Source organism: Haemophilus sp. SZY H36 (assembly GCF_018829625.1).
Classification (GTDB): Bacteria; Pseudomonadota; Gammaproteobacteria; order Enterobacterales; family Pasteurellaceae; genus Haemophilus; species Haemophilus haemolyticus_K.
Map to the genome: position 1 here is coordinate 53461 of NZ_JAHKKA010000002.1, position 25143 is coordinate 78603.

Annotated in this window: 22 protein-coding genes; 12 read left to right on the top strand and 10 right to left on the bottom strand. The window is 37.9% G+C overall.

Translation table 11 applies throughout. The annotated features are described in order from the left end of the window. The first annotated feature begins 22 nt into the window (after positions 1-22). The 4 genes from KP713_RS03965 to KP713_RS03980 are packed head-to-tail and all read left to right on the top strand — an operon-like array spanning position 23 to position 2952. Positions 23-682 carry an amino acid ABC transporter permease gene (locus tag KP713_RS03965; RefSeq protein ID WP_048953763.1) on the top strand — a complete coding sequence of 220 codons (660 nt, stop codon included), beginning with the start codon at positions 23-25 and terminating at the stop codon, positions 680-682. Continuing rightward, entirely contained in the window at positions 672-1340 is a 669-nt protein-coding gene (locus KP713_RS03970; RefSeq protein ID WP_215769926.1) for an amino acid ABC transporter permease, read from the top strand. The genes KP713_RS03965 and KP713_RS03970 overlap by 11 nt, the downstream gene beginning before the upstream one ends. 9 nt (positions 1341-1349) lie before the next feature. Beyond that, positions 1350-2114, top strand: a complete 765-nt coding sequence (locus KP713_RS03975; RefSeq protein ID WP_046939250.1) for an amino acid ABC transporter ATP-binding protein — start codon at positions 1350-1352, stop codon at positions 2112-2114. Then, a complete protein-coding gene (locus KP713_RS03980) occupies positions 2098-2952 on the top strand; it encodes a cysteine ABC transporter substrate-binding protein (RefSeq protein WP_215769927.1) in 855 nt (284 codons plus the stop codon). The genes KP713_RS03975 and KP713_RS03980 overlap by 17 nt, the downstream gene beginning before the upstream one ends. A gap of 79 nt (positions 2953-3031) precedes the next feature. Here the strand turns inward: KP713_RS03980 and KP713_RS03985 are convergent, their stop codons facing one another. From KP713_RS03985 to prlC, 4 genes are all read right to left on the bottom strand, one after another. Next, entirely contained in the window at positions 3032-3175 is a 144-nt protein-coding gene (locus KP713_RS03985; protein ID WP_048953769.1) for a hypothetical protein, read from the bottom strand. A gap of 77 nt (positions 3176-3252) precedes the next feature. Further along, positions 3253-3954 (bottom strand): MOSC domain-containing protein, encoded by a 702-nt coding sequence (locus KP713_RS03990; protein WP_215769928.1) that lies wholly within the window; start codon positions 3952-3954, stop codon positions 3253-3255. A 141-nt stretch (positions 3955-4095) separates the two neighbouring features. Continuing rightward, positions 4096-7080 (bottom strand): ESPR-type extended signal peptide-containing protein, encoded by a 2985-nt coding sequence (locus KP713_RS03995; protein WP_215769929.1) that lies wholly within the window; start codon positions 7078-7080, stop codon positions 4096-4098. Positions 7081-7431: 351 nt separating this feature from the next. Further along, complete coding sequence (gene prlC / locus KP713_RS04000) at positions 7432-9474, bottom strand: oligopeptidase A (protein ID WP_215770124.1); 2043 nt, start codon at positions 9472-9474, stop codon at positions 7432-7434. 122 nt (positions 9475-9596) lie between these two features. Here prlC and KP713_RS04005 point away from each other — a divergent pair, with 122 nt between their 5' ends. Both KP713_RS04005 and KP713_RS04010 read left to right on the top strand, forming a co-directional pair. Beyond that, positions 9597-9959, top strand: coding sequence for a YbaN family protein (locus tag KP713_RS04005; protein WP_009500077.1), 363 nt, complete (start codon positions 9597-9599; stop codon positions 9957-9959). Beyond that, positions 9952-11496: a peptide ABC transporter substrate-binding protein gene (locus KP713_RS04010; protein WP_215769930.1), complete on the top strand. Its 1545-nt coding sequence runs from the start codon at positions 9952-9954 to the stop codon at positions 11494-11496. The genes KP713_RS04005 and KP713_RS04010 overlap by 8 nt, the downstream gene beginning before the upstream one ends. Positions 11497-11816: 320 nt before the next feature. Here the strand turns inward: KP713_RS04010 and ribA are convergent, their stop codons facing one another. Then, positions 11817-12467, bottom strand: coding sequence for a GTP cyclohydrolase II (ribA, locus tag KP713_RS04015; protein ID WP_140534331.1), 651 nt, complete (start codon positions 12465-12467; stop codon positions 11817-11819). A 69-nt stretch (positions 12468-12536) separates the two neighbouring features. Here ribA and KP713_RS04020 point away from each other — a divergent pair, with 69 nt between their 5' ends. Next, positions 12537-13265 (top strand): phosphatase PAP2 family protein, encoded by a 729-nt coding sequence (locus KP713_RS04020; RefSeq protein ID WP_215769931.1) that lies wholly within the window; start codon positions 12537-12539, stop codon positions 13263-13265. A gap of 60 nt (positions 13266-13325) precedes the next feature. Continuing rightward, positions 13326-14240, top strand: coding sequence for an N-acetylglucosamine kinase (gene nagK, locus KP713_RS04025; protein ID WP_215769932.1), 915 nt, complete (start codon positions 13326-13328; stop codon positions 14238-14240). Positions 14241-14398: 158 nt separating this feature from the next. Here the strand turns inward: nagK and fbpC are convergent, their stop codons facing one another. The 4 genes from fbpC to KP713_RS04045 all read right to left on the bottom strand — a co-directional run bounded on the left by fbpC (position 14399) and on the right by KP713_RS04045 (position 19791). Further along, positions 14399-15448, bottom strand: a complete 1050-nt coding sequence (gene fbpC / locus KP713_RS04030) for a ferric ABC transporter ATP-binding protein (RefSeq protein ID WP_215769933.1) — start codon at positions 15446-15448, stop codon at positions 14399-14401. A gap of 24 nt (positions 15449-15472) precedes the next feature. Then, positions 15473-17530 carry an ABC transporter permease gene (locus KP713_RS04035; RefSeq protein WP_215769934.1) on the bottom strand — a complete coding sequence of 686 codons (2058 nt, stop codon included), beginning with the start codon at positions 17528-17530 and terminating at the stop codon, positions 15473-15475. 63 nt (positions 17531-17593) lie between these two features. Next, a complete protein-coding gene (locus KP713_RS04040; protein WP_215769935.1) occupies positions 17594-18628 on the bottom strand; it encodes an ABC transporter substrate-binding protein in 1035 nt (344 codons plus the stop codon). Between the two features lie 122 nt (positions 18629-18750). Then, positions 18751-19791 (bottom strand): ABC transporter substrate-binding protein, encoded by a 1041-nt coding sequence (locus tag KP713_RS04045; protein ID WP_005634063.1) that lies wholly within the window; start codon positions 19789-19791, stop codon positions 18751-18753. A gap of 164 nt (positions 19792-19955) precedes the next feature. On the opposite strand from KP713_RS04045, the gene udk reads away from it, so the two are divergent. The 4 genes from udk to KP713_RS04065 are packed head-to-tail and all read left to right on the top strand — an operon-like array spanning position 19956 to position 23562. Continuing rightward, positions 19956-20594 carry a uridine kinase gene (gene udk, locus KP713_RS04050; protein ID WP_140526830.1) on the top strand — a complete coding sequence of 213 codons (639 nt, stop codon included), beginning with the start codon at positions 19956-19958 and terminating at the stop codon, positions 20592-20594. Between the two features lie 8 nt (positions 20595-20602). Beyond that, the gene (gene dcd, locus KP713_RS04055; RefSeq protein WP_005627962.1) at positions 20603-21190 is read left to right on the top strand and encodes a dCTP deaminase; all 588 of its coding nucleotides are present in this window, start codon (positions 20603-20605) and stop codon (positions 21188-21190) included. A gap of 3 nt (positions 21191-21193) precedes the next feature. Beyond that, positions 21194-22381 carry a hypothetical protein gene (locus KP713_RS04060; protein ID WP_215769936.1) on the top strand — a complete coding sequence of 396 codons (1188 nt, stop codon included), beginning with the start codon at positions 21194-21196 and terminating at the stop codon, positions 22379-22381. Beyond that, positions 22381-23562: a sugar transporter gene (locus KP713_RS04065; RefSeq protein ID WP_065265270.1), complete on the top strand. Its 1182-nt coding sequence runs from the start codon at positions 22381-22383 to the stop codon at positions 23560-23562. Before KP713_RS04060 ends, KP713_RS04065 begins: the two co-directional genes overlap by 1 nt. 77 nt (positions 23563-23639) lie before the next feature. Here the strand turns inward: KP713_RS04065 and miaB are convergent, their stop codons facing one another. Beyond that, positions 23640-25064 (bottom strand): tRNA (N6-isopentenyl adenosine(37)-C2)-methylthiotransferase MiaB, encoded by a 1425-nt coding sequence (miaB, locus tag KP713_RS04070; RefSeq protein WP_005630294.1) that lies wholly within the window; start codon positions 25062-25064, stop codon positions 23640-23642. Between the last annotated feature and the right edge of the window lie 79 nt (positions 25065-25143).

The following is a 25143-nucleotide window of genomic DNA, read 5'->3' on the forward strand; positions in this document are numbered from 1 at the left end:
ACAATGCTTTCATAAAAAGAAAATGAACTGGGATTATATCATTAACGTTTTTCCGCGATTTGTAGATGCAACATTAATGACACTTGCTCTCTCCTTTTGGGGAATCTTACTTTCGCTGATTATCGGTACTATTTGTGCAGTGATAAGTACTTACCAAGTGAAATCATTAAGTTGGCTAGTAAAAAGCTACATTGAGCTTTCTCGTAATACCCCACTTTTAATTCAAGTGTTTTTCCTTTATTTCGGCTTATCTAAAGTTGGCATTAAATTAGATGGATTCACTTGTGGTGTAATTGGATTAGCTTTTTTAGGTGGGAGCTATATGGCTGAGGCCATTCGCGGGGGATTAGAAGCAGTCTCAAAAGGGCAAATAGAATCTGCACTCAGCATCGGTTTAACACCTTTTCAAGCTTTCCGCTATGTGATTTTACCTCAAGCCTTTGCCATTTCTATACCAGCTATTGGAGCAAACTGTTTATTTTTAATGAAAGAAACATCCGTTATCAGCGCAGTTGCTGTCGCAGAATTAATGTTTATTGCAAAAGAAATCATTGGTATGGATTACAAAACAAATGAGTCCTTATTTTTATTGGTTGTATTTTATCTAATTATTTTATTACCGATGTCAATTTTGATTCGCTATTTAGAAAAACGTACTCGGAGAGCAAAATATGGGGCTTGAATTATTATTCCAAGGTAACCAATTAAACCGCTTACTCCATGGGCTTTGGATTACCGCTGAGATTGCATTTATTTCAGTATTTTTTGCTTGCTTCTTCGGGATTATTTTAGGCGTACTTATGACAAGCAAAAATAATATTATCAAAGCAATTACAGGCTTTTATCTTGAATTTGTACGCCTTATTCCATTATTAGTGTTGTTGTTTCTTGCCTATTTTGGATTAGCAAAATGGTTTGATATCCATTTAGATAGTGTCACCGTCTGTATTCTTGTCTTTATTTTTTGGGGAACTGCAGAAATGGGGGATCTCGTGCGTGGTGCGCTCACCTCCATTGAAAAGCACCAAATTGAATCGGCTTACTCCCTAGGCTTAACGCCCTTGCAAACCTTCATTTATATTTTACTTCCTCAAAGCCTAAAACGAGTGACACCAAGTATGATTAACTTATTCACACGTATGATAAAAACCAGTTCACTTGCCATGTTAATTGGTGTGGTTGAAGTTATCAAAGTTGGCCAACAAATTATTGAACATTCTCTTTTCACTAATCAATCCGCTGCCCTTTGGATATACGGTGTAATTTTCTGTTTATATTTTGTAATTTGTTATCCACTTTCATTATTTTCTCGTTATTTAGAAGCGCGTTGGGAAAATTAAGGAACCAAAATGGCATTACTAGAAATCAAAAATCTTGTTAAAAATTATGGCGATGTAGAAGCATTAAAAGGAATAAGTCTTTCTGTCGAAAAAGGGGAAGTTGTCGTAATTTTAGGGCCATCTGGCTGTGGGAAAAGCACTTTTCTACGTACACTAAATGGCTTAGAACCAATAAAGAGCGGTCAATTATTACTGCAAAATGCAGGCATACTTGGCAAAGACATCAGTTGGGTAAAAGCGCGCCAACGTATTGGTATGGTATTTCAAAGTTATGAATTATTTGCACATTTATCGGTGATCGACAACATTCTACTTGGACCATTAAAAGTACAAAAACGCGATCGTGCTGAAGCAGAAAAACAAGCAGATGAATTACTCAAACGAGTGGGATTATATGAGCGTAAAAATGCCTACCCACGCGAGCTTTCAGGTGGGCAAAAGCAACGCATAGCTATTGTGCGCACCCTATGTATGAATCCTGAAATTATTCTATTTGATGAAGTGACCGCTGCATTGGATCCAGAAATGGTACGCGAAGTACTCGATGTTATTTTAGGTCTAGCCAAAGATGGCATGACAATGTTGATTGTGACACATGAAATGAATTTTGCACGTCAAGTCGCACATCGCATTGTATTTATGGATAAAGGTCAAATTATCGAACAAGCCAAGCCTGAAGATTTCTTCACGAATCCGACCACGGATCGGGCGAAAACATTCTTAAACATCTTAAACTATGAACCAAGAGGGACAAACTATGAAGAAAACATTTAAAAAATTAACCGCACTTTTTGCCACGGCAGCACTTGCTTTAGGATTATCGGCCTGTAACGATAAAGAACAGGTCAAAGAAACGAAACAAGCTTCTGCAATTGAACAAATCAAACAAGCAGGCAAAGTACGCATTGGCGTATTCAGTGATAAACCGCCATTTGGCTATGTAGATGCCCAAGGAAAAAGCCAAGGTTTTGATGTGGAAATCGGTAAAGCGATTACGAAGGATCTATTAGGCGATGAAAATAAAGTGGAATTTGTGCTTGTAGATGCGGCAAACCGCGCTGAATATTTACTTTCCAAGAAAGTAGATATTATTCTAGCAAATTTTACTGTCACCGCAGCACGTAAAGAAGTGGTTGATTTTGCGAACCCTTATATGAAAGTTGCACTTGGCGTGGTGTCTAAAAATGGTGAGGTCATCACAAACCTTGAACAATTAAAAGATAAAACCCTGATTGTGGATAAAGGGACTACCGCTGATATTTTCTTTACCAAAAATTATCCCAACATCAAATTACTTAAATTTGAACAAAATACCGAAACCTTTGAAGCATTACGTGACGGACGTGGTGATGCACTTTCTAATGACAACACCTTCTTATTTGCTTGGGCAAAACAAAACCCAGGCTACACAGTAGGCGTAAAAAGTTTTGGCGATCAAGATGTTATTGCCCCTGCAGTACGCAAAGATGCGCCAGATTTACTCAATTGGTTAAATACTGAAATTGTAAAACTTTCTAAAGAAGGCGTATTAAAACAAGCCTATGAAAAAACATTATTGCCAGTTTATGGCGATAGCGTCAGCGAAAGCGATATTGCGGTTCAATATAAATAATAAATGCAAATAAAAATAAGCGCGGGGAAACCAGCGCTTATTTTTTATAGATGAAAATAGGGCTAAAACCTACCGCACTTTATGGGTTCATTCCCCAATGACGTGTATTTTTATCAAATTTGATCCCAGAATGCGAACCTTCCGCCCCATTAAAATATACATCTTTATTCGCACAAGCCGAAACAACCAATGCAGCCGCGACCACTAACAACCATTTTTTCATGATTTATCCTTTATTGAAAATTGAATGATGAAAAAATTATAGCATAAATTTAAACTTTGCCTGACTTTCTACCCTTATTAAAATTCAGATGTATTAAAAAAGGCACTTTGTGAAGAATTTTGAGCCAGTTTATCTGCTTGCTTACGCAAAGTGGTTTTATAACTCTCTGCTAACACATTGCACTGTAAGGTTTGTTCTAAAAAGGCTTTATTTAAAGTATTGGCTGGTTTTGAAAGTAGTTCATGCACAGCCATCACAGTTAATGCTGGATAAGGACGTTTAACCAAGACCAGTTCATCATCTTGATGAATTTCACCTGCCTCTAATACACGCGCATACCATCCCACCAACCCCGTTTCCACCACCACTTTTCGTGTTTCTGGTACATTCGTATTTTGAGATAACGTATTACACGGCTTGCGAGGTTGGCAAACTTCAATTAACGCTTCGCCAATACGAAACTGATCACCAATACAAACATTATTTTCATCCAAATCAGACACCACAAAATTTTCACCAAAACGGGAATCTTGTAAATAATCATACGACAAAGCCAAAAGTGCGGTCAGTTTTTCTAAACTTTTTTGCCCATTGAAAAAAATAGCTTTATCAACCCCACCATGATGTTTAATGTTCGCCACTTCATCCCCGACAGGGCCCAAACGTTCAACCCGAATGTGCGATACCGAATGTTTACGAATAGCCGTTGTAATTTGTTTACCATCAGATAATGTGAGCACGCTCGCTTTGGCGGCTTTCACGGCTAAAATTTTGCTCATTTATATTACTCCAAGTTTTATTTAAGCCTTATTCCTGAATTTTATCATGAACCATCATTTCTTTAACATATTGCGGATAAAAAAGCGCCCAGCATTTGCCAGGCGCTTCACTTACTTTAGAGATTTATTATTGTTATTAGATTACCATTGGTATCCGTATGCTGCACCAACCATCGCATCTTTCTTACCAGAAAGGTTAGATGCACCGCTGAATTTGATAATGTGTTTACCATTATCAGATAAGCGTGAATAACCCACCGCTAAAGATTGCTGACCACGATAGCTTGTCGTTGCCGCAGAAACCATTGAACGACCTGAAATATGTGGCTGTGGTAACATACCCATTGCACCTGCAGTCGCGATACCACGGCTTGCGCGTTTATCCACACCATCAATTTTGTTGTTCAATCTACCCATTTTACCATCAATATCACCTAAACGATTGTTAATATGATTGATTGCTTGAGTATTTTTGTTTACTTTCTGATCAACTTTATGTAATTGATCACCGTTCACTGCATCTTTCGATCCTGCTTCAACTTTACCACCATTTACTTGAAGGTTATTGATTACAGTATTTCCACCAGCAGGGTTATTAATGTTCATGATAACATCTTTGTTATCCACTTTTTCGCCTGTTGGGTTGCCGTTAGCATCCGCTTTTACGTAATTGCCATTATCATCACGAACAACATTGTTACCATTTTTATCCGTGAATTTAATGCCATCTACATCAACAGAAATTGAGGTTTCATCAGATGCTGTTGGTGTTGCACCTTTTTTCGTTACCGCTTTCACCGTTGTACCGTTACCATTTTTAAAGTTAACGGTATCTTTCGGTGTAACTTTTTCAGTTGTAGTTAATGGATTGCCGTTAGCATCTAAGGTGTTTTTGCCATTTTGTTTAATTGCAAAACCAACATCTTTATTATTCAATACATTCTCAATATTGTTACTGATATCATTTGCAATGTTTTGCTTATCGGCATCAGTTAAACCACCTTTAATAGTTACAGTATTGCTACCTTTATCTAAGCTTACTGTTACACCATTTTCACCTTTAAATGTGACTTTATCATCTTTAATTGGATTTTCATTTGTACCATCAGAGATAGTCCATGCACGGTTGCCAAGAGCCGTGACGTTTGTATTGATATCACCTAACTTAGTATTAATATTTGCAATATCACCTTCATTTTTAGTTACACGACCATCAAGATTTTTAATATCGTCCTCATTTTTAGTCACACGAGTGTCAAGTGCAGATGTCATACCATAAAGCTGTGAACCATTAATTGCATCGGTTGAATTTGCTGAAATCTCACCTGCTGCAACGTGTTTGATTTGACGTTCCTCACCTTTTTTACCAATAGAAACAAAGCGACCTTGTTTATCTCCAGCGGCATCAGCAGGTTTACCATCTGTATCTTCACCACCTAAATTACCCTTAAACCCTGCGTAAGTAGTTTTACCAACTGTTGCTGAATTTACAGCTTTAACAGTATGTTCTTTACCTGTACTATTATGACCTAATACTACTGCTCCGTTACGTGTTTTACCGTTATTATCAATTTCAACATTGTTACCTAAAACCATCACTTCTTTGGTATCTACAATATTATTTGTACCGATAGCAGTGCTGTCTGTACGTGTGTTACCGAATGTTTTACCAACAATTGTTTTATAACCTATAGCATTTGAGCGATCACCTTCAGCTCTAGCCTCATAACCAACAGCATTTGAACCTGCTCCGTAAGCTTTTGCGAAGCGACCAATTGCCGTTGTTTGATAGTTGTTAGCATGAGCGCTAGAACCAATCGCTATAGAAAATTGAGTATTACTATCTTTATTGGAAAGACGAGTTGCATCTTTCTTCGCTCGTTCGATTGCTAGATTGATTCTTTCCAATGTAGCTGTCGCAGAAGCCACTTTGAATTTATTTTCAGCAGAGCCATCATCTTTTAGACGCTTTTGAGCCTCACCTAATATGCCGTTAGCTCGGTCCCACAATGCTTGTAAACGAGCAATTTCCCCATCTTTCTTTTGCAGTTGCTCTATTTCAGCCTTAGTTAAACCACCCGCAAGCGCATTATCACCTATCGCAAGGGAGTTATCTTTTACAGCGTGTGCACGTACACCGACAGCCGTTGAGTTTTCACCAAACTTCGTATTTGCAACACCAGTTACCGCTTCAAAACCTAAAGCTGTTGAAGCACCACCACGTGCACCAGCTTTATAACCAACCGAAGTGAGACCTTGACGGACATTACTTGGACCATAGCTTTCTAAAATTTGATATTTAGCTTTATCTTTACCAGCTTGATTAATTCCAGGATTAAATTGTTCACCAATACCGCGATCTTCCCAATCCGCTGCTGCACCAGAAAGTGCGCCTATAGCAACAGAATTATCATAGTTTGCAGCCGAAAGTGCACCTATAGCAGTAGTGCCATTTTTATTATCTGCGGCCAAAGCGAAAGGTCCGACTGCAACAATACCTTCTTTAACTGAATCCCAACCTTGGTATGCTCGCATATCTGAACGAGCACCAACCCCCATTGCTACAACAGGGCCTACAGCTTGAGAACCATAACCTACCGCAGTACTAAATGAATCTTGAACATTTTTAGCTGTATCACCAGCAGTTGTACCATCAGAACCACCTAAGGTAATGTGATGACCGATAGCAACATCCCCAGCCTTACCTGCTGATTTCCCGTTTTTACCATAAACTTCAGCTGGGCTATTGATTTCATAACCAATTAAGATTTGTCCATCATAAACTTGCTTGTTTTGTGAACCAACTACAATAATATGTTTAGGCTTACCATCCCCACGATTTGTTTCAGTCGTAACACTATTTTTACTATCGTTATTAATTATAATAATCGTTCTTCCATCTTTAGTAACGATATTAGTAGCAGGAGTCTCTTCGACAGATGTTAATTTTGGTAATTCATTATCTGCCGCCATTGCACTTGATACACCTAATACGGATGCCACAGAAAGTGCGGCTAATGTTGAAACTGTTTTTGATGCACTTTTGCCTTTTGCAGAAGCTAATTCTCCTGCCACAGTCCATGATTGCGTTGCTACATTCCAGATAGTTTTATAAATTCGATTCATTTGTTTTATCCTAAAATAGTTAAACCGATAATGGTTAAATATGGTTCTAAAAGTTCTTTAGATAACCCAATAACCATACATTATTCCCGATTAATCTAAAGACGCGTGAATTATAGTGTTTTTTTTAAGGGAATAAAGTAAATTTACAATTCTTTACATTACATTTACATTCCACTGTTCCACCGGCACTCACAATTCAGTATAAAATCCCTTTCCTAACTGGCATTACCAACATTATTAAGCACGTAAATTAAATGCAAAAAAACTGTAAAATATTTAAACAATATTGATTATATTTATAGCAAATAAGAATAGGTGGAACAAAAAGGCGGACTTAAGTCCGCCTGATGATTAGTTATTTGCAATGCCTTTATGTCTTAACAAGGCATCTAATTGCGGTTCACGGCCTCGGAAGCGTTTGAAGAGTTCCATTGGTTCTTCTGAGCCACCACGCGTGAGAATTTCATCTAAGAATGATTTACCAGTGATTGGGTTGAAAATACCTTCTTCTTCAAAGCGTGAATAAGCATCAGCCGATAATACTTCAGCCCATAAATAGCTGTAATAACCTGCGGCATAGCCCCCTGCAAAAATATGGCTGAAGCTATGTGGGGTTCTTGCCCAATCTACGCCTTTTATGACGGCAACTTGTGATTTCACTGATTTAAGTGTTTCTAAAATTTGATTGGTTTTTTCCGCATCAAAGGTGTGATGTAGACGGAAATCAAAAATACCAAATTCAAGTTGACGTAAGATAAACATTGCAGCTTGGAAATTTTTCGCTTTTAACAATTGCGTGAGTTTTTCTTTTGGCAACGGCTCGCCTGTTTCGTAATGCCCTGAAATAAACGCCAAAGCCTCTTCTTCCCAGCACCAGTTTTCCATAAATTGACTTGGTAATTCCACGGCATCCCAAGGTACACCGTTAATTCCCGCCACATCGGAGACATCAATTTGCGTGAGCATATGATGAATGCCGTGACCAAATTCGTGGAATAGCGTGGTAACTTCATCATGTGTAAATAAGGCTGGTTTATTCCCTATCGGGGCGTTGAAGTTGCAAGTTAAATAAGCCACTGGAGTTTGAATGCTGCCATCCAGTTTACGCTTACGCCCAATACAATCATCCATCCACGCGCCACCACGTTTATGTTCACGCGCATATAAATCAAGATAGAAACTGCCACGGAGTTGATCATTTTCATCAATTAAATCAAAGAAGCGTACATCTTTATGCCAAGTATCCACGCCTTTGCGTTCGACCGCACGAATATTGAAAATGCGTTTAATCAATTCAAATAAACCTGAAATTACGCGATTTTCAGGGAAATATGGACGAAGTTCTTCATCATTAATGGCGTATAAATGTTGTTTTTGTTTTTCGCTGTAAAAAGCAATATCCCAAGGTGCAAGTTCAGTGACACCAAATTCTTTTTCGCAGTAATCTCTCAATTCTTGCAATTCTTTTTCGCCTTGTGGTTTAGCACGTTCGGCAAGATGATCTAAGAAATCAAGCACTTGCTGTGGGTTTTCTGCCATTTTGGTGGCAAGTGAAAGTTCGGTGTAAGTATTAAAACCGAGTAATTTCGCCAATTCCACGCGCAATGTAAGAATTTCTTCCATGACTTTACTGTTGTCCCATTTGCCAGCATTAGGGCCTTGTTCAGAGGCGCGTGTTGCATAAGCACGGTACATTTCTTCACGCAATGTACGATTTTCACAGTAAGTCATCACTGGCAAATAACTTGGGATTTCTAACGTAAAACGATAGCCTTTTAATCCTTTACTTTCGGCAGATTGTTGCGCTGCTTGTAGTGCGGATTCAGGTAAGCCTGCAAGTTCTGCTTCGTTTTCAATGAGTTTTTCCCAACCCATGGTGGCATCTAAGACGTTATTGCTAAATTGTGAATTTAATTCCGATAAGCGCGCCACAATTTCGCCATAACGTTGTTGTTTATCTTCTGAAAGCCCGATACCTGAAAGTTCAAAATCACGCAGTGAATTTTCAATGGCTTTCTTTTGCGCAATAGAATAGCCCGCAAATTCAGCACTGTTTTTTAATGCTAAATAGGCATTATAAAGCCCTTTATGCTGACCAACCCAAGTGCTGTATTCAGAAAGTAAAGGCAAGCACGCTTGATAGGCTTCACGTAATTCAGTGCTATTTTTTACTGAGTTGAGATGAGAAACGGGTGACCAAGCACGATTTAAGCGATCATTGCTTTCCGTTAAAGGCAAAATGAAATTTTCCCAAGTAAAGTGCGGTTGTTTTAACACTTGTTCTATCGTATCGCGACAGTTTTGAATTAATTTTTCAACAGCCGGTTGAATATGTTCTGGCTTGATTTGTGAAAATGGCGGTAAGCCTTGAATGTTAAGTAATGGATTTGACATAGACATAAATGTTCCTTTTTTGAAAACTACTTTTTATGTGACGGCAAATTCTATAATATCAAGGTTGAAAAATCTAAAAAATCAGTAATAATGGTTCGCATTTTCTTTTTATTAGGAACATTATGAAGTTTATTTACATTGTTTTAGGTTTTCTTTCTCTTGCACTTGGCATTATTGGAATTTTCCTTCCTATTTTACCTACCACGCCTTTTTTATTACTTACTTTATTTTTCTTTGCAAAAGGTTCAAAACGCTTAGAACAATGGTTTTTAGGCACAAGTATTTATCAAAAACATCTTAAGTCCTTTAATGAAAATCGTACATTAAAGAAAAATACTAAAATTTGCATTTTGAGTTTTGCGACCACTATGTTGCTCATTGGTTTTTATTTCACGCCAAGCGTAATGGGGCGTAGCGTTATTGCGGCGTTGATTTGTATTAAGTTTTGGTTCTTCTTATTTTGGGTTAAAACTGAAAATGAATAATTTTCTCGCTTTGTGCCAGCGAAGTGCGGTTATTTTTTCTATTATTTTTACGGTGGTGGCTTGCGATAAATTGGATAATCCCAAGAAGCCTGTTTCGCCACAAGTTGAGGCACCGAAAAATCCTCAATTAGAGTCCAACCGTGTTGAATTAAAACGCGGTGTTTATAGCGATCTTACTTTGCAATCTTGGCAAGCACAAAACGAAGAACAAACGCAATTATTACGCGATCTGTTTGAAGGCTTAACAGCTTATGATGCGCAAGGTAATCTTGTTCCTGCCGTAGCAGAAAGCTGGCAAACTAAAGATAATAAAACGTGGATTTTCACTTTGCGTGAAAATGCCAAATGGTCAAATGGTGAAGCAATAACAGCATCAGATTTTGTGCAATCTTGGCAAGCACTTTCTCAATCTGAAAGCCCGCTAAAAAATTATTTGGCTTTCATGAATGTGAAAAATGCAAAGGCAGTATTGGAAAAAACACTAGCTGTGGGCTCACTTGGATTATTCGCCGAAAATGACCGCACTTTACGCATTGAATTAGATAAAGCATCGCCATATTTACCTTCTATGCTGGCGCACGTCAGCCTTTTACCTCGCTATGCTAAATCGACTCAAACCCTTATCAGCAATGGTGCTTATCAATTACAAAGCCAGTCTGAAAATCAGTACATTTTAACAGCCAATCCTTATTATTGGGCAAAAGAAAAAGTGATATTTCAGCAAGTGAAGTATCAAAAAATTGCAGCAGATGCAGATTTGTCTGATTTTGATGTTGTAATAAATCCGCAAAAAACAGTTCAAAATATCCAAGATTATCCGCAACTTTGTACTTACTTCTATGAGTTTAATCTTGCCGATCCTATGTTGCAAAAAAGTGCGGTAAGAAAAGCGATTGCTTCTATGATTTCTACGAAAAATTTGGTTGCCGATATTACTCATCTTCATCCTAGTAATACTTTTTTACCTAAATCAATGCTCGGTGACCAAGAATCTGTTTGGGAGCCCGTTGTTGCAGAACAGCTTTTTTCTCAAAACCAAATTAGTGAAACTCACCCATTAAAATTACGCATTCGTTATGATGATTCGTCTCTGAATCAAACTATTGTAACAAGATTAAATCATCAATTATCGCAATCAGATTTATTACGAGTTGAAAATCAAGGGATGAGTTGGCAAGAATTGCAAACAGCTCGCACAAAAGGGGATTTTCAATTAATTCGTTCTGGCTGGTGTGCTGATTTTAATGATCCCGTCGCTTTCTTAAATTTGTTCTATTCAAAAAGCCCTGATAACAAAAATGGCTATAAAAATGCAGAATTTGATCGTTTATTTGAAACTGCAATGACGACGACATCCGAAAAAGTGCGGTTAGAAAATTACGCGAAATTAAAAGGGATAGTTCAACAAGAATATTTAGTATTACCCATTTTTCAATATAGTACGCCAGTTTATCTCTCACCAAGCATAATGGGCGCACAAGTAAATTCTGTTGGAACCATTTATAGTAAAGATTTATGGCGAAAGGTTAAAAATTAGTAATCGCACTTGCAATCAAGGAAAGAATTCTTTAAGATTGGAGGCATTGGGGACAACTCCGACATCGTCCCCGTAGCGATTATCTTAGATAACTGTGCCTGAACAGCTAACTAAACAACAGATAATCAAGAAAATGAAAAAGAGCGTTTTTTTCATTTTACTTACTCCTGATAAGCCCCGATCTTTGGAATACGAGACGGGGTTTCTCGTTTTTAGCAATATGCTAAAAAATCTTTTGATTATTCCATGGCATGGAGTTTAAATAAAAAAGCCATACTGTTCAATACAACAGTATGGCTTTTTTAACATGTGTTATTTTATTAAATAATCTCTTCTTGGCAATGTGGACAGCTCATTAAATGTTGTTCATCATTGTTATGCACAATGTAATGGCCCATTTTTTTCGCTTTAGTATCAAGATATTTTGTGTTGTAGCGGTTTTCGCCGACATTAAGTGGTACTCGTTCAACCACGTTGATACCTGCTTTTTTCATGGTTTCTACTTTTTCTGGGTTGTTGGTCATCAAACGAACTTTTTTGACACCAAGTAGCTCGAACATATCGGCACAGACTTCAAAGTTACGTTCATCCGCTTTGAAACCTAACGCGAGATTGGCTTCAATCGTATCCATTCCCTTATCTTGTAAAGAATATGCGCGGATTTTATTAATCAAACCAATTCCGCGGCCTTCTTCGCGATGATAAATTAAGACACCGCGACCTTCTTCTTGAATTTGTTTTAATGCTGTCGCTAGTTGGAAACCACAATCGCATTTTAAGCTGTGGAGCGCATCGCCAGTTAAACATTCAGAATGAATGCGTGCTAATACAGGTTCATCCGCATTAGAAATATCGCCCATCACTAAAGCTACGTGCTCTTTTTTAGTATCTGGAAATTCAAACCCCACCATTCTGAAAAGACCGTATTCAGTGGGTAAATTGGCTTGCGTAACTAACTGAATTTTTGCCATAAAGTTATCCTTATTCGTCATCATTTCTGCTAAAATGCGCGCGTTATTTTTTATTATCAAGGGGCGAGCATGTTCAAAAGGCTGTCATTATATACGTTATTACTTTGTCTTGTACCATTTTTTATCTGGGGTATTTCCTATCAGTGGCATGGCAATAGCCAATTAACTGAAGCTGATTATTGGCTTTATTTACTCACCGAAACAGGAAGTATACCTTATGCGTTGATCACCTGTGTGTTATTTGCGCTTTTGTTTGCATTTTTATTCAAAAATCCAAAACAATGGATATTAGGTGTAATTGTGATGGGGATTTCAGTTATTGCCACTCAAGCCGCAAAAACGGGGGCAAAAGCATTGTTTGAAGAGCCTCGTCCGTTCACCGTTTATCTAGCTGAGCAAACTCATTCAACGCCTGAAAACTTTTATAAAAATGACCGCACTTTGCGTGCAGAAATAGCTAAGAATTTTTATTCGATGGATGCTATCACGCCAGCTTGGTTAGTTCATCATTATGAAAATGAAACGGGTTATTCGTTCCCTTCTGGACATACGATTTTTGCGGCAACTTGGCTAATGCTTGCTGTTGGCTTTACCCAATTATTGGGTAACCGTTCTTTTAAAGCAAAATTGCTGGTGGCGGGTATTGCAGTGTGGGGCTTATTGATGTTGATTAGCCGTGTGCGATTAGGCATGCATTACCCAATAGATTTATTCGTGGCAACATTGCTGGCATGGTTGATTAATAGCATTATTTTTGCTTTTTTAAAGAAAAAGGCAATTTTTGCCACTAAATCATGATTTAAGTGCGGTTAAAATTTTTCCTAATTTTAACCGCACTTCTTTATAAAGGAGCAGACTATGTATTATGGTTTAGATATTGGTGGCACAAAAATAGAGCTTGCCGTATTCAATGAAAAATTAGAAAAATTATATTCTGAACGGGTACCAACACCTAAAACCGACTATGATGAATGGCTTAACACGATTGTGGATTTAGTCAATCGTGCTGATGAAAAATTTGGTGAAGTGGGCACAGTAGGTTTGGGTATACCTGGTTTTGTGAATCAACGAACTGGATTAGCCGAAATTACCAATATTCGTGTGGCAGATAATAAACCAATTTTACGCGATTTGTCTGCACGTTTAGGCCGTGAAGTGCGGGCAGAAAATGACGCAAATTGTTTTGCGTTATCTGAAGCGTGGGATGAGGAAAATCAGCAATATCCGACTGTACTTGGTTTAATTCTTGGAACTGGTTTTGGTGGTGGTTTTGTCTTAAACGGTAAAGTTCATTCAGGTCAAGTAGGAATGGCGGGAGAGCTTGGTCATTTACAACTAAATTATCATGCCTTGAAATTATTGGGATGGGATAAAGCCCCAATTTATCAATGCGGTTGTGGCAATAAGGCTTGTTTGGATAATTATCTGTCTGGTCGCGGTTTTGAAATGCTTTATCGAGATTTGAAAGGCGAAACATTATCTGCTCGTGAAATTATTGATTTGTTCTATCAAGGCAATGAAAGTGCGGTAGATTTTGTGAATCTTTTTGTTGAATTGGCAGCGATTTCTATTGGCAATATCATTACGGCATTTGATCCACACATGATTGTGTTAGGTGGTGGGTTATCTAATTTTGATTACCTTTATCAAGCACTTCCTAAAGCATTACCAACCTACCTTATGCGTTCGGCTCAAGTTCCGCCGATTAAAAAAGCCAAACACGGGGATTCTGGTGGTGTGCGTGGTGCGGCCGCCTTATTCCTTTCAAAATAATCCTTACTCTCGCCTATCCGATTGTTAGGATAGGCGATGTAAGAACGCATTTTTATTCAACTAACATATCCTGAAGTACTTCATCATATTACGTCTTAGTCAATTCACACGATGATAAAAAAGTATGGCTATTATTCACCGCACTTTTATGCGCTATACTACTCTTTCTTCAATAAGAAAATACCGTGATCAGATAAATTGACATAGGCTTGTTTCAAATTAGCATTAAAATCTTCTGGTTTACAATTCACCAATAAATCTTTTCCTGCCCAATTTGCGACAACTTCCCAATGATTCCCCATATAAACCGCACTTTTAATCTCACAATGTTGTGCATCACCGCCCTCTGCAGCAAGATAAATTGCTTCTGGACGAATACCTACTAAGCATTCACCATCGGGTAAATTAAACTGCGCTGCATTTTTTAAAGGCACATTATAGCCATTAATATCCACCACGCCATTTTCTAATTTTCCATCGAAAATACTGGATTCCCCCATAAAGTTTGCTAAGAACAAGGAATTTGGTCGGAGATAAAGCTCTTTCGCTGGCGCTTTTTGCATAATTTTACCTTTATGCATAACAATAACCTCATCGGATACAGCGAAAGCTTCTGTTTGGTCATGGGTCACATAAAGCGAAGTAATGCCTAAACGTTGTTGCAATTCACGGATTTTTTCACGCATTGAACGACGTAAGTTTGCATCCAAATTACTTAATGGTTCATCAAACAATAGGACTTTTGGTTTCAATACTAAAGCACGAGCCAATGCGACACGTTGTTGTTGACCGCCAGAAATTTGATCCACGAAACGATCTTCAAACCCTGCTAAATCTACCAACTCTAAAGCCTCTTTTACACGTTGAGCACGTTCTTCTTTGCTAACGCCCTGCATTTTTAAGCCGTAGCCCACGTTATCGCCAATGCTCATATGCGGGAAAAGCGCATAAGATTGGAAGACAATACAAATATCTCGATTTTGAATAGAGGATTTTGTTACATCTTCACCATCAATAAAAATTTGTCCTGATGTTGGATTTTCTAACCCCGCGACTAAACGCAACACGGTAGTTTTGCCGCAACCTGATGGCCCTAACAATGTCACCATCGTGCCACGTTTGATCGTTAAATCTAAATTATCAATGACGACAGCTTTACCAAATGCTTTGGTGATATTTTTTAATACTAAGAAATCATTATTACTCATAATATTTACCTACAACTTAACGAGTTAATTCATTTTTTTCGCTTTAGAACGAGAGATACGTGTATCACCTACAATCCAGTCGAAGAATAAAATAATTGCCATCATGACAACAATTAGGATTGAACCGTATGCAATAGCAACACCGTATTCACCATCTTCAACGCGATTTAGGATATAAGCTGTTGCGACCCGAGTATCTGCTGTCACTAAGAATATAATTGCGCTCACCGTCGTCATTGCACGAACGAAACTGGTAACAAGCGCTGAAAGCAATGCGGGTTTTAATAATGGCAAGACGATATACCATAAGGTTTTCCACGAACTTCCTTTTAAAGAAAGCGATGCTTCATCAAGAGATTTATCAAGCTGACCTAACCCCGCAATCGCTGCTCGCATACCGATTGGTAAGTCACGCATTACCATTGAAATAATAACGATAATGCCTGTGCCCGTAATATAAAGTGGCGCATTGTTGAAGGCTAAAATGTAAGACACCCCCGCCACAGTCCCCGGCACGGCAAAGCAAAGCATAGTTAAGAACTCAAGGGATTTTTTACCTTGGAAATCTTTACGCACCACAATGTACGCAATCAATAATCCAAAGAATGCGGTTAATGGTGCGGCAATACCTGCATAGATTAAGGTATTGATTAGTGACGGCCACGCTCCATCGCTCAATCCTTGCCCGAATAACATGCCATAGTTTTTCAAGGTTAAAGTGTAATCTACGCCCCAATTTACCGTGAAGCTTCCGTAGAAAATACTTCCATAAAGCGCCATATTAAAGATTACCCAGAATCCAAGCATACCAATGATGGTATATTTCAAACCAGTTGGAAGATCTTGCACATCACCACGATAAGATTTACCTGAAACGGTGACATAAGAGCGGTTACCAATCCAAATGTATTGAATGATAAAAATCGCTAGAGAGAAAATTAATAATATTGAACCTAAGGTACTTGCTGACGCGTAATCTAATTGAGAACCCGCAATATAGAAATAAATCTGTGTTGCAATCACATCAAAGCTACCACCCAATACCAATGGATTACTAAAATCTGCAAGGGATTGGATAAAGACAATTAAAAATGAGTTCGCCAATGCGGGGCGTAACAATGGAAAAATAATATTATAAAAAGTTTGATAGCGATTGGCTCGTAACGTATAAGAGGCTTCTTCAATAGAAGGATGTACAGATTTTAATGCGCCATCTAAAATCATAAAAGAAATAGGGGCAAATGCGAGAATTTGAGCAATCGCAATCCCATTAAAACCATAAAGCCAGTTATGATTGGTGAAACCAAAATTCGTACTTAAAAATTCGGTTACATAACCAGAACGGCCGAGCATCAAAGTTACCCCTAATCCCACAACAAATGGTGGCGTAACAATTGGCAAAATAGAGAAAATTTTTCCGATAAATGCCGTTCTACGAGCGATACGCGTGGTATAAAGCGCAAAGGCTAAACCAAATACAGTAGACACTACGCCCACAAAGCCCGATAAGAAAAGAGAATTAGTAATCACGCGAACAATATAGCTCTGCGTTAAAATACGCATCACTTGTTGTGGCGCAAATATGTCTCCGTCATAAAACATTGAAACGAAAATCGCCAATGTTGGATAAACGATAAAGAAGAAAATGAGCAAAATAATGCAAAGTAAAGAAGCGATAATAAACTTATCCCCTTGCATTACTTTAAGTTTGGCCAATGAAAGTGTTGCTAATGCGGTATAGCCCACAAGTAACACAATCACAGAATAGCCCATGCTAATTTTGTACAGCGTCGCACTGATAAACATAAATAGTACAGAAAGTGCGGTCAAAAATAGCTCTGTTTTTGCTTGGGTTTGCTGTGGCAATCTCAATAACGGCAAAGCACCATACACAATAACAGGCAGGAACCAAGCCCAAGTTAAATTGAAAGAAGCCCAGCCCATTGCCTCTAAATATTCATCTGAAGTACTTTCAAACAAACCGTAATCAAGTGCATTGGAAGGCAGGAGCGCAAACGCCAATAAGGATAAAATAATCCAAAAATAAGCAGAATGCATTATGGAAAGTTTTTTTGCGTTCATACAACCTCGCATAAGGTAAAAAAACGAAGCGATATGCGACATATCACTTCGTTAGTGACATCATTATTTGGCTAATTTTACTTCATCAACCCATTTTGTGATTAAGCGTTTACGTAAATCAGTCGCACCGTATTTATCAAAATCATAGTTAATTAAATTAATAGATTTAAAATCTAACGCATAAGGCGATTGTTGTGCAGTGGTGTTCGTTAAAATGGAATACGCCTCACCTTTTTGCCAAGTTAATTCTTGCGCTTCTTTGGATAATGCCCAATCAACAAAAAGCTTCGCATTATCTAAATTTCGAGCTCCTTTAATGACACTCACACCGCCAATTTCATAGCCAGTACCTTCACAAGGTACAACTAATTCTACTGGCGCGCCTTTCGCTTTTTCTAAAGAATATTCATGTAAGAAACCAATGCCAATTGCCGTTTCTCCACGCGCTGTATTACGTGTTGCCGTATTACCAGATTTGGTATATTGCGATACGTTTTTATTCAACTCTTTTAAGAATTTAAACGCCTCATCTTCTCCCCAAAGTTGCATATAAGTGGCTAGCTGAGTGTAACCCGTACCAGAACTTTGTGGATCTGCGGCTTGAATTTCATTTTTGTAAATTGGGTTAGCTAAATCCTTCCAGCATTTTGGAATAGGTAAATTCAATTTTTTCAAACGTTCTGGATTTACCCCAAAACCTAACACACCTAAATAAATCGCCGAAGAATAATTCCCTTTCATTTTGGCTGGATCACGGAATTTTTCTACGATCTGAGGAAGATTAAATGATTTATAAGGCTCTAACAAGCCCATTTCTCCTGCTTGAGAATGAGGATCCATCGTTCCACCATACCAAACATCACCTTGTGGATTATCTTTCTCAGCATCAATTTTCGCTAGAATAGTACCTGTTCCACCACGAATAAAACTTGTTTTAACATCAAATTTTTTCTCAAATGCCATCGCTTCTTGCTCGCACATCGTATTTTGCGCACTGCAATAAATGACTAAGCGTCCTTTTGCAAAAGATGGATTACTTAACACCAATCCACTTAGCATCACTCCAGACAAGGTTACTGCGATTTTTGATAGTTTCATCTGATTATAACTCCCTTATGAATGAAAATTTTGCAATCTCGTAGAGGGAAAACGAAATCACATTAAAAATACGAAAAAGTGCGGTCAAAAACTTCAGTATTTTTTTCCGCACTTATTCAGCGCTATTTCGCTAATTTAACTTCTTGTACCCATTTTTCAATTAAGGCTTTACGTTGTTCTGTTGCACCGTATTTTTCAAAGTCATAATTGATTAATTTGAGTTTATTTGGATCAAATGCAGTTGGTGATTGTTCTGCTGTTGTGTTAGTTAAAATTTGTAAAGAATCCCCTTGTTTCCAAGCTAATTCTTGACCTTCTTTTGATAACGCCCAATCGACGAATAATTTTGCATTATCAATATTACGTGCGCCTTTTAAGATACTCACGCCACCTAACTCATACCCCGTTCCTTCGCAAGGCACGACTAATTCTAACGGTGCACCATTGCGTTTTTCTAATGCATAATCATGTAAGAAACCCACACCAATAGTTGCCTCGCCACGAGCAGAGTTACGTGATGGCGTGATACCCGATTTAGTATATTGAGAAACATTAGGATGCAATGCTTTTAAGTATTCAAATGCCTCTTTTTCACCCCATAATTGAACAAATGTCGCCAATGCTGTGTAAGCTGTACCCGCACTTTGAGGGTCTGCAATTTGAACTTCGCCTTTTAGGCGTGGATCGGTTAAGTCTTTCCAGCATTTTGGCACTTCTTTAATGCCTAATTTTGCCAAACGTTCAGTATTCACACCAAAACCTAAGATCCCCATATAAATTGAGGAAACATAGTGACCTTTTGTTTTCGCTGGATCACGGAAACGTTCTACGATTTCATCAATGTGTTTGGATTTATAAGGTTCAATTAACCCTAATTCAGCCGCTTGAGCTTGAGGGTCAAAAGTACCACCGAACCAAACATCCGCTTGAGGGTTATTTTTTTCAGCTTCAACTTTGGCAAAAGTACTACCTGAACCATTACGAATAAAGGATGTTTTCACATCATATTTTTCGCCAAACGCCTTCGTTGTTGCTTCGCATAGCGCATTCGTTGCACTACAATACACTACCAATCTACCCTTTGCACTAGCCGAACCAGAAATTGCTAAGCCAGCCGCTAAAAGTGTGGCAGAAACAGAAAGAGAAATCTTATTGAACTTCATAATAAACACTCCTTATTGGATAAAAACATCAAAATCTTACGTTAAACCCCAAAATAATACCGTGATGAAGTTCACAGTTTTATAAATTATCAGAAAAAAATAAACGTGAAATTCACCGCACTTTTCTTTATAATTCATCAAATTTTTTTATACCTCGCAAAACTATGTCAGATTCTTGTATCATCATCGCCATCACTGGCGCATCCGCATCAGGAAAAAGTTCTATCGCCTCTACCGTTCACAAAGAACTCTGTAATGAATTAGGCTGCCAAGAAATTGGGATTATTGCCGAAGACAGTTACTACAAAGATCAAAGTCATTTAGAAATGAGTGAACGTATAAAAACAAATTACGACCATCCAAGTTCAATGGATCGCGATTTGCTCATTCAACATTTAAAAGATTTAAAATCAGGAAAAGCGGTTGATGTGCCTGTTTATAGCTATGTTGAGCATACTCGTACGGGTGAAACCACAACATTTACACCAAAACGTATTGTGATTTTAGAAGGAATTTTACTGCTAACTGATGAACGCGTTCGTCAACTTGCAGATATTTCCGTATTCGTGGACACACCATTAGACATTTGTTTTATTCGTCGTTTACAACGCGATATGGAAGAACGTGGTCGCTCCCTACAATCGGTTATTGATCAATATCGTGCAACCGTGCGCCCAATGTTCTTACAATTTATTGAGCCCTCTAAACAATATGCGGATATTGTTATTCCTCGCGGCGGCAAAAACCGTATTGCAATCAATATGTTAAAAGCTCAAATCCTTCATTTATTGAATCAAAAATAGGAAACTTTATGCGTCTTTGCGATACTGATATTGAACGCTATCTCGATGATGGCATTATTTCTTTAACTCCTCGTCCAAGTAATGACAAAATCAACGGTGCAACAATTGATGTTCGCTTGGGTAATTCTTTCCGCGTATTTCGTGAACATTCCGCGCCTTTCATTGATTTAAGCGGTCCGAAAGAAGAAGTATCTGCACAACTTGAATCGGTAATGAGTGATGAAATTATTGTGCCTGAAGGTGAAGCATTTTTCTTACATCCAGGTACTTTAGCGTTAGCAACCACACTTGAATCAGTGAAATTACCCGCCAATATTATCGGTTGGTTAGATGGTCGCTCTTCTTTAGCGCGTTTAGGCTTAATGGTACACGTCACGGCACACCGAATTGATCCAGGTTGGGAAGGAAAAATCGTGTTGGAATTTTATAATTCAGGGAAATTACCATTAGCATTACGTCCAAATATGGTGATTGGTGCATTAAGCTTTGAAATATTAAGTGGCGAAGCGAAACGACCATACAGTAGCCGCAAAGATGCAAAATATAAAAATCAACAAAGTGCGGTTGCGAGTCGTATTGACGAAGACAAGGAATAATCGATGAAAAAGTTCGCGCTTGGCGTAGGGATCGTCTCTTTGACGATCTTTTCTTTTTTGTATATCCAACTTTATCGAGCACAAAGTTCTATCGCTGCACAACTAGCGCAACAAAATATTGCGGTTCAATCAGTCAATCTATCTCTATTTCCACCCGCACTTTCTCTCGAGAAAGTTCAGTCTGAACAATTTTCTGTGCAAAAGATTGAAAGCCAACTTAACCTTTTGCCACTTTTTTACGGTAATATTAACCTTTCCTCACTTCAACTTAAACAGCTCAAATTAAGCAATAAAGCACAAAATCTAGCCGATATAAAAATGCATTTTTCAGCGCTTTCTTTAACGCAATTATTGGCAAAAAAAATAATTTTAAATGGTAATAATCAAATATCTATTAAGTTAGAAAAACCATTTTATGGGAAAAATAAAACCTTTGATTTTACTTTTACTAAAGCTAATATTAACCTCTCTAATGAAAAATCATCGCTCATTCAGTTTGTCAATGCCAAATTAAATAATCAATCACTTGGTTATATTGAAGCTCATGGTGATTTTAACAAGCCATTAAAACGACTTGTTACCTATATCAAACCACAATGTGATAATAATTGTTTAGCTGTAGTTAATTATCAGAGTGTGGGTGATCAAAGCATGATCAATTTTTCTGGTAAGGAGTTTCCTGTCAAGCCATTGCTTAGCTTATTGAGCTTTCCTGAATCCTTGAGTGGTTACACTGATTTTAAAATCAATTTAGGTTTTAAGAATTCTGAAATAACACAAGGAAAATTCAATTTTCAGGCAAAAAATGGCGAAATTATTGGTGTAAATTTATTAGATATTGTCTCACAATATTTCCCTATTAATTACAGCAATGATTTATTAGTGAATAAAGAATTAAATACGCAGTATGAACAATTTCAAATACAACTCTCACTGTTAAAAGATCAATTAAATGCTGAAAAATTTGAATTAAAAACCCCCACACTTTTGGGAAGTGGTACAGGTGTTGTCTCATTAAATCAAATGCAATGTGATATAAATCTTACAATACGTTCTACAAATAAAAATTATCAAAATCTTATCTTACCAATCCGATTCTTTGGGGATTGTTATTCACCTCAATATAAATTTAATTTTACAAGAGAATTTCGTCATCAACTCATAGACATCATAAAAGAGAAGCTACATTAATGTCACCACTAAATATAAGAAAAATTCAATCATGGCGAGTCCTATTAATGGCATTCGCAGGGTTTATTTTTAATACAACTGAATTCGTCCCTGTTGCAATGTTAAGTGATATAGCAACCAGTTTTGATATGCAAACTGCCGATACAGGACTAATGATGACAGTATATGCCTGGACAGTACTTATTGTATCTCTTCCAGCAATGCTTCTAACAGGTGAAATGGAGCGGAAAAATTTACTTACCAAGCTCTTTATTATTTTCATCATAGGGCATATTTTATCTGTTATAGCATGGAACTTCTGGATTCTACTTATTGCTCGGGTTTGTATTGCTATTGCCCATTCTGTCTTCTGGTCTATTACGGCTTCGCTTGTGATGCGAATCGCACCGAAAGATAAAAAGACACAAGCGCTAGGAATGCTTGCTATAGGAACATCCCTTGCAACAATTTTAGGGTTGCCTATTGGAAGAATTATAGGACAACTCGTAGGCTGGCGTGTTACTTTCGGAATTATTGCGCTTTTAGCATTCTTCGTTATGCTACTAATAATTCAACTCTTACCAAAACTACCAAGTAAAAACGCAGGTTCTATTGCAAGCTTACCAATACTCGCTAAGCGTCCGTTACTCATTGGGCTTTATATCGCCACAATGCTGATTGTTGCCGCACATTTTACGGCTTATACTTATATTGAGCCTTTTATGATTGAAATAGGCCATTTGGATCCAAATTTTGCAACTTTTGTACTTCTTATTTTTGGTATATCTGGCATTTTAGCTAGCCTTTTATTCAATCGATTACACCGTTTTGGCCCGACTAAATTTGTTGTTGTCGCAATGGCTTTACAAAGCCTTTCTCTCTTACTATTACTCCTTTCAACAGAATATATCATCACAATGCTTGCTCTTTCTTTTCTTTGGGGTATTGGTGTTGGTTGTATTGGTCTTGCTTTACAAATACGCGTATTAAGACTTGCACCTGATGCAACAGATGTGGCTACGGCTATTTACTCTGGTATTTATAATGCAGGTATCGGCACTGGGGCATTATTTGGAAATCTTGTGGCAACCCATATAGGGCTAGACAAAATTGGCTATATTGGCGCAATGTTAGGATTATGTAGCCTTATTCTTTTTATTGGGTCACATTTAAAATATCGTCATACATTTCTCTCTAAATAATTGAAGCCCTGAATATTCAACAAAAAATAACCGCACTTTAATTTCTCAAAGTGCGGTTAAATATTTCAAGATTTCAATTAGCCGTGATAACGCCCTACACCTAATTCATCTTCTTTACGTGTACGATTCATCACTTCTTGTGGAGACTGTGCAATACGTAATCCCATTTCATCTTCAGTACGCACCACTTCGCCACGTAGAGAATTGGTATAAACATCAGTGATTTTCACGTCCACAAATTTTCCAATCATTTCTGGAGAACCTTGGAAATTGACAATACGATTCGTTTCAGTACGTCCCGTTAATTCCATGATGTCTTTCTTCGATGGCCCTTCAACCAGCACACGTTGTTCTGTGCCAAGCATGCGACGGCTAAACTGTGCAGCTTGTTGATTAATACGCTCTTGTAACACATAAAGGCGCTGTTTCTTTTCATCTTCTGTTACATCATCTGGCATATCTGCAGCTGGCGTACCTGGTCGGGCTGAGTACACAAAACTGAAACTCATATCAAAGTTCACTTGTGCAATCAAATTCATAGTTTGCTCAAAATCTTCCGCAGTTTCACCAGGGAAACCAACAATAAAGTCAGAGCTGATTTGAATATCAGGACGTACAGCACGAAGTTTACGAATAATAGATTTATATTCTAATGCTGTATGACCACGTTTCATCATTGTTAATACACGATCAGAACCAGCTTGGACTGGAAGATGTAAGAAACTCACCAATTCAGGCGTATCACGATATACATCAATAATATCATCTGTAAATTCTATTGGATGACTGGTTGTAAAACGTAAACGGTCAATACCATCGATAGACGCTACAAGACGAAGCAACTCAGCAAAGCTACAAATTTGACCATCATGTGTCGGACCACGATAAGCATTCACGTTTTGTCCAAGTAGGTTAACCTCACGCACACCTTGATCCGCAAGCTGCGCAATTTCAAATAAGACATCATCCACAGGACGGCTGACTTCTTCACCGCGTGTATAAGGTACAACACAGAAAGTACAGTATTTATTACAGCCTTCCATAATCGAAACAAATGCCGTTGGACCTTCTGCGCGAGGTTCAGGTAAGCGGTCAAATTTCTCAATTTCAGGGAAACTTACATCTACAACAGAACTCTTACCACCACGAATTTGATTAATCATTTCAGGCAGGCGGTGCAAAGTTTGCGGACCAAAAATAATATCTACATAAGGCGCACGATGACGAATATGTTCACCTTCTTGAGAAGCCACACAGCCGCCTACGCCAATCACTAAATTTGGATTATTTTTCTTTAATTCTTTCCAACGACCAAGTTGGTGGAACACTTTTTCTTGTGCTTTTTCACGAATAGAGCAGGTATTCAATAATAATACGTCTGCTTCTTCAGGAATTTCGGTAAGTTCTAATCCATGAGTACTTAATAAAAGATCTGCCATTTTAGATGAATCGTATTCATTCATCTGGCAGCCCCAAGTTTTAATATGTAATTTTTGAGTCATTTTCTACAATATCGTCAGGTGTTATAAATAATTAGTCGAATAAAACGGTCGGCTATTTTACAGGCTTGCAATAATTCTG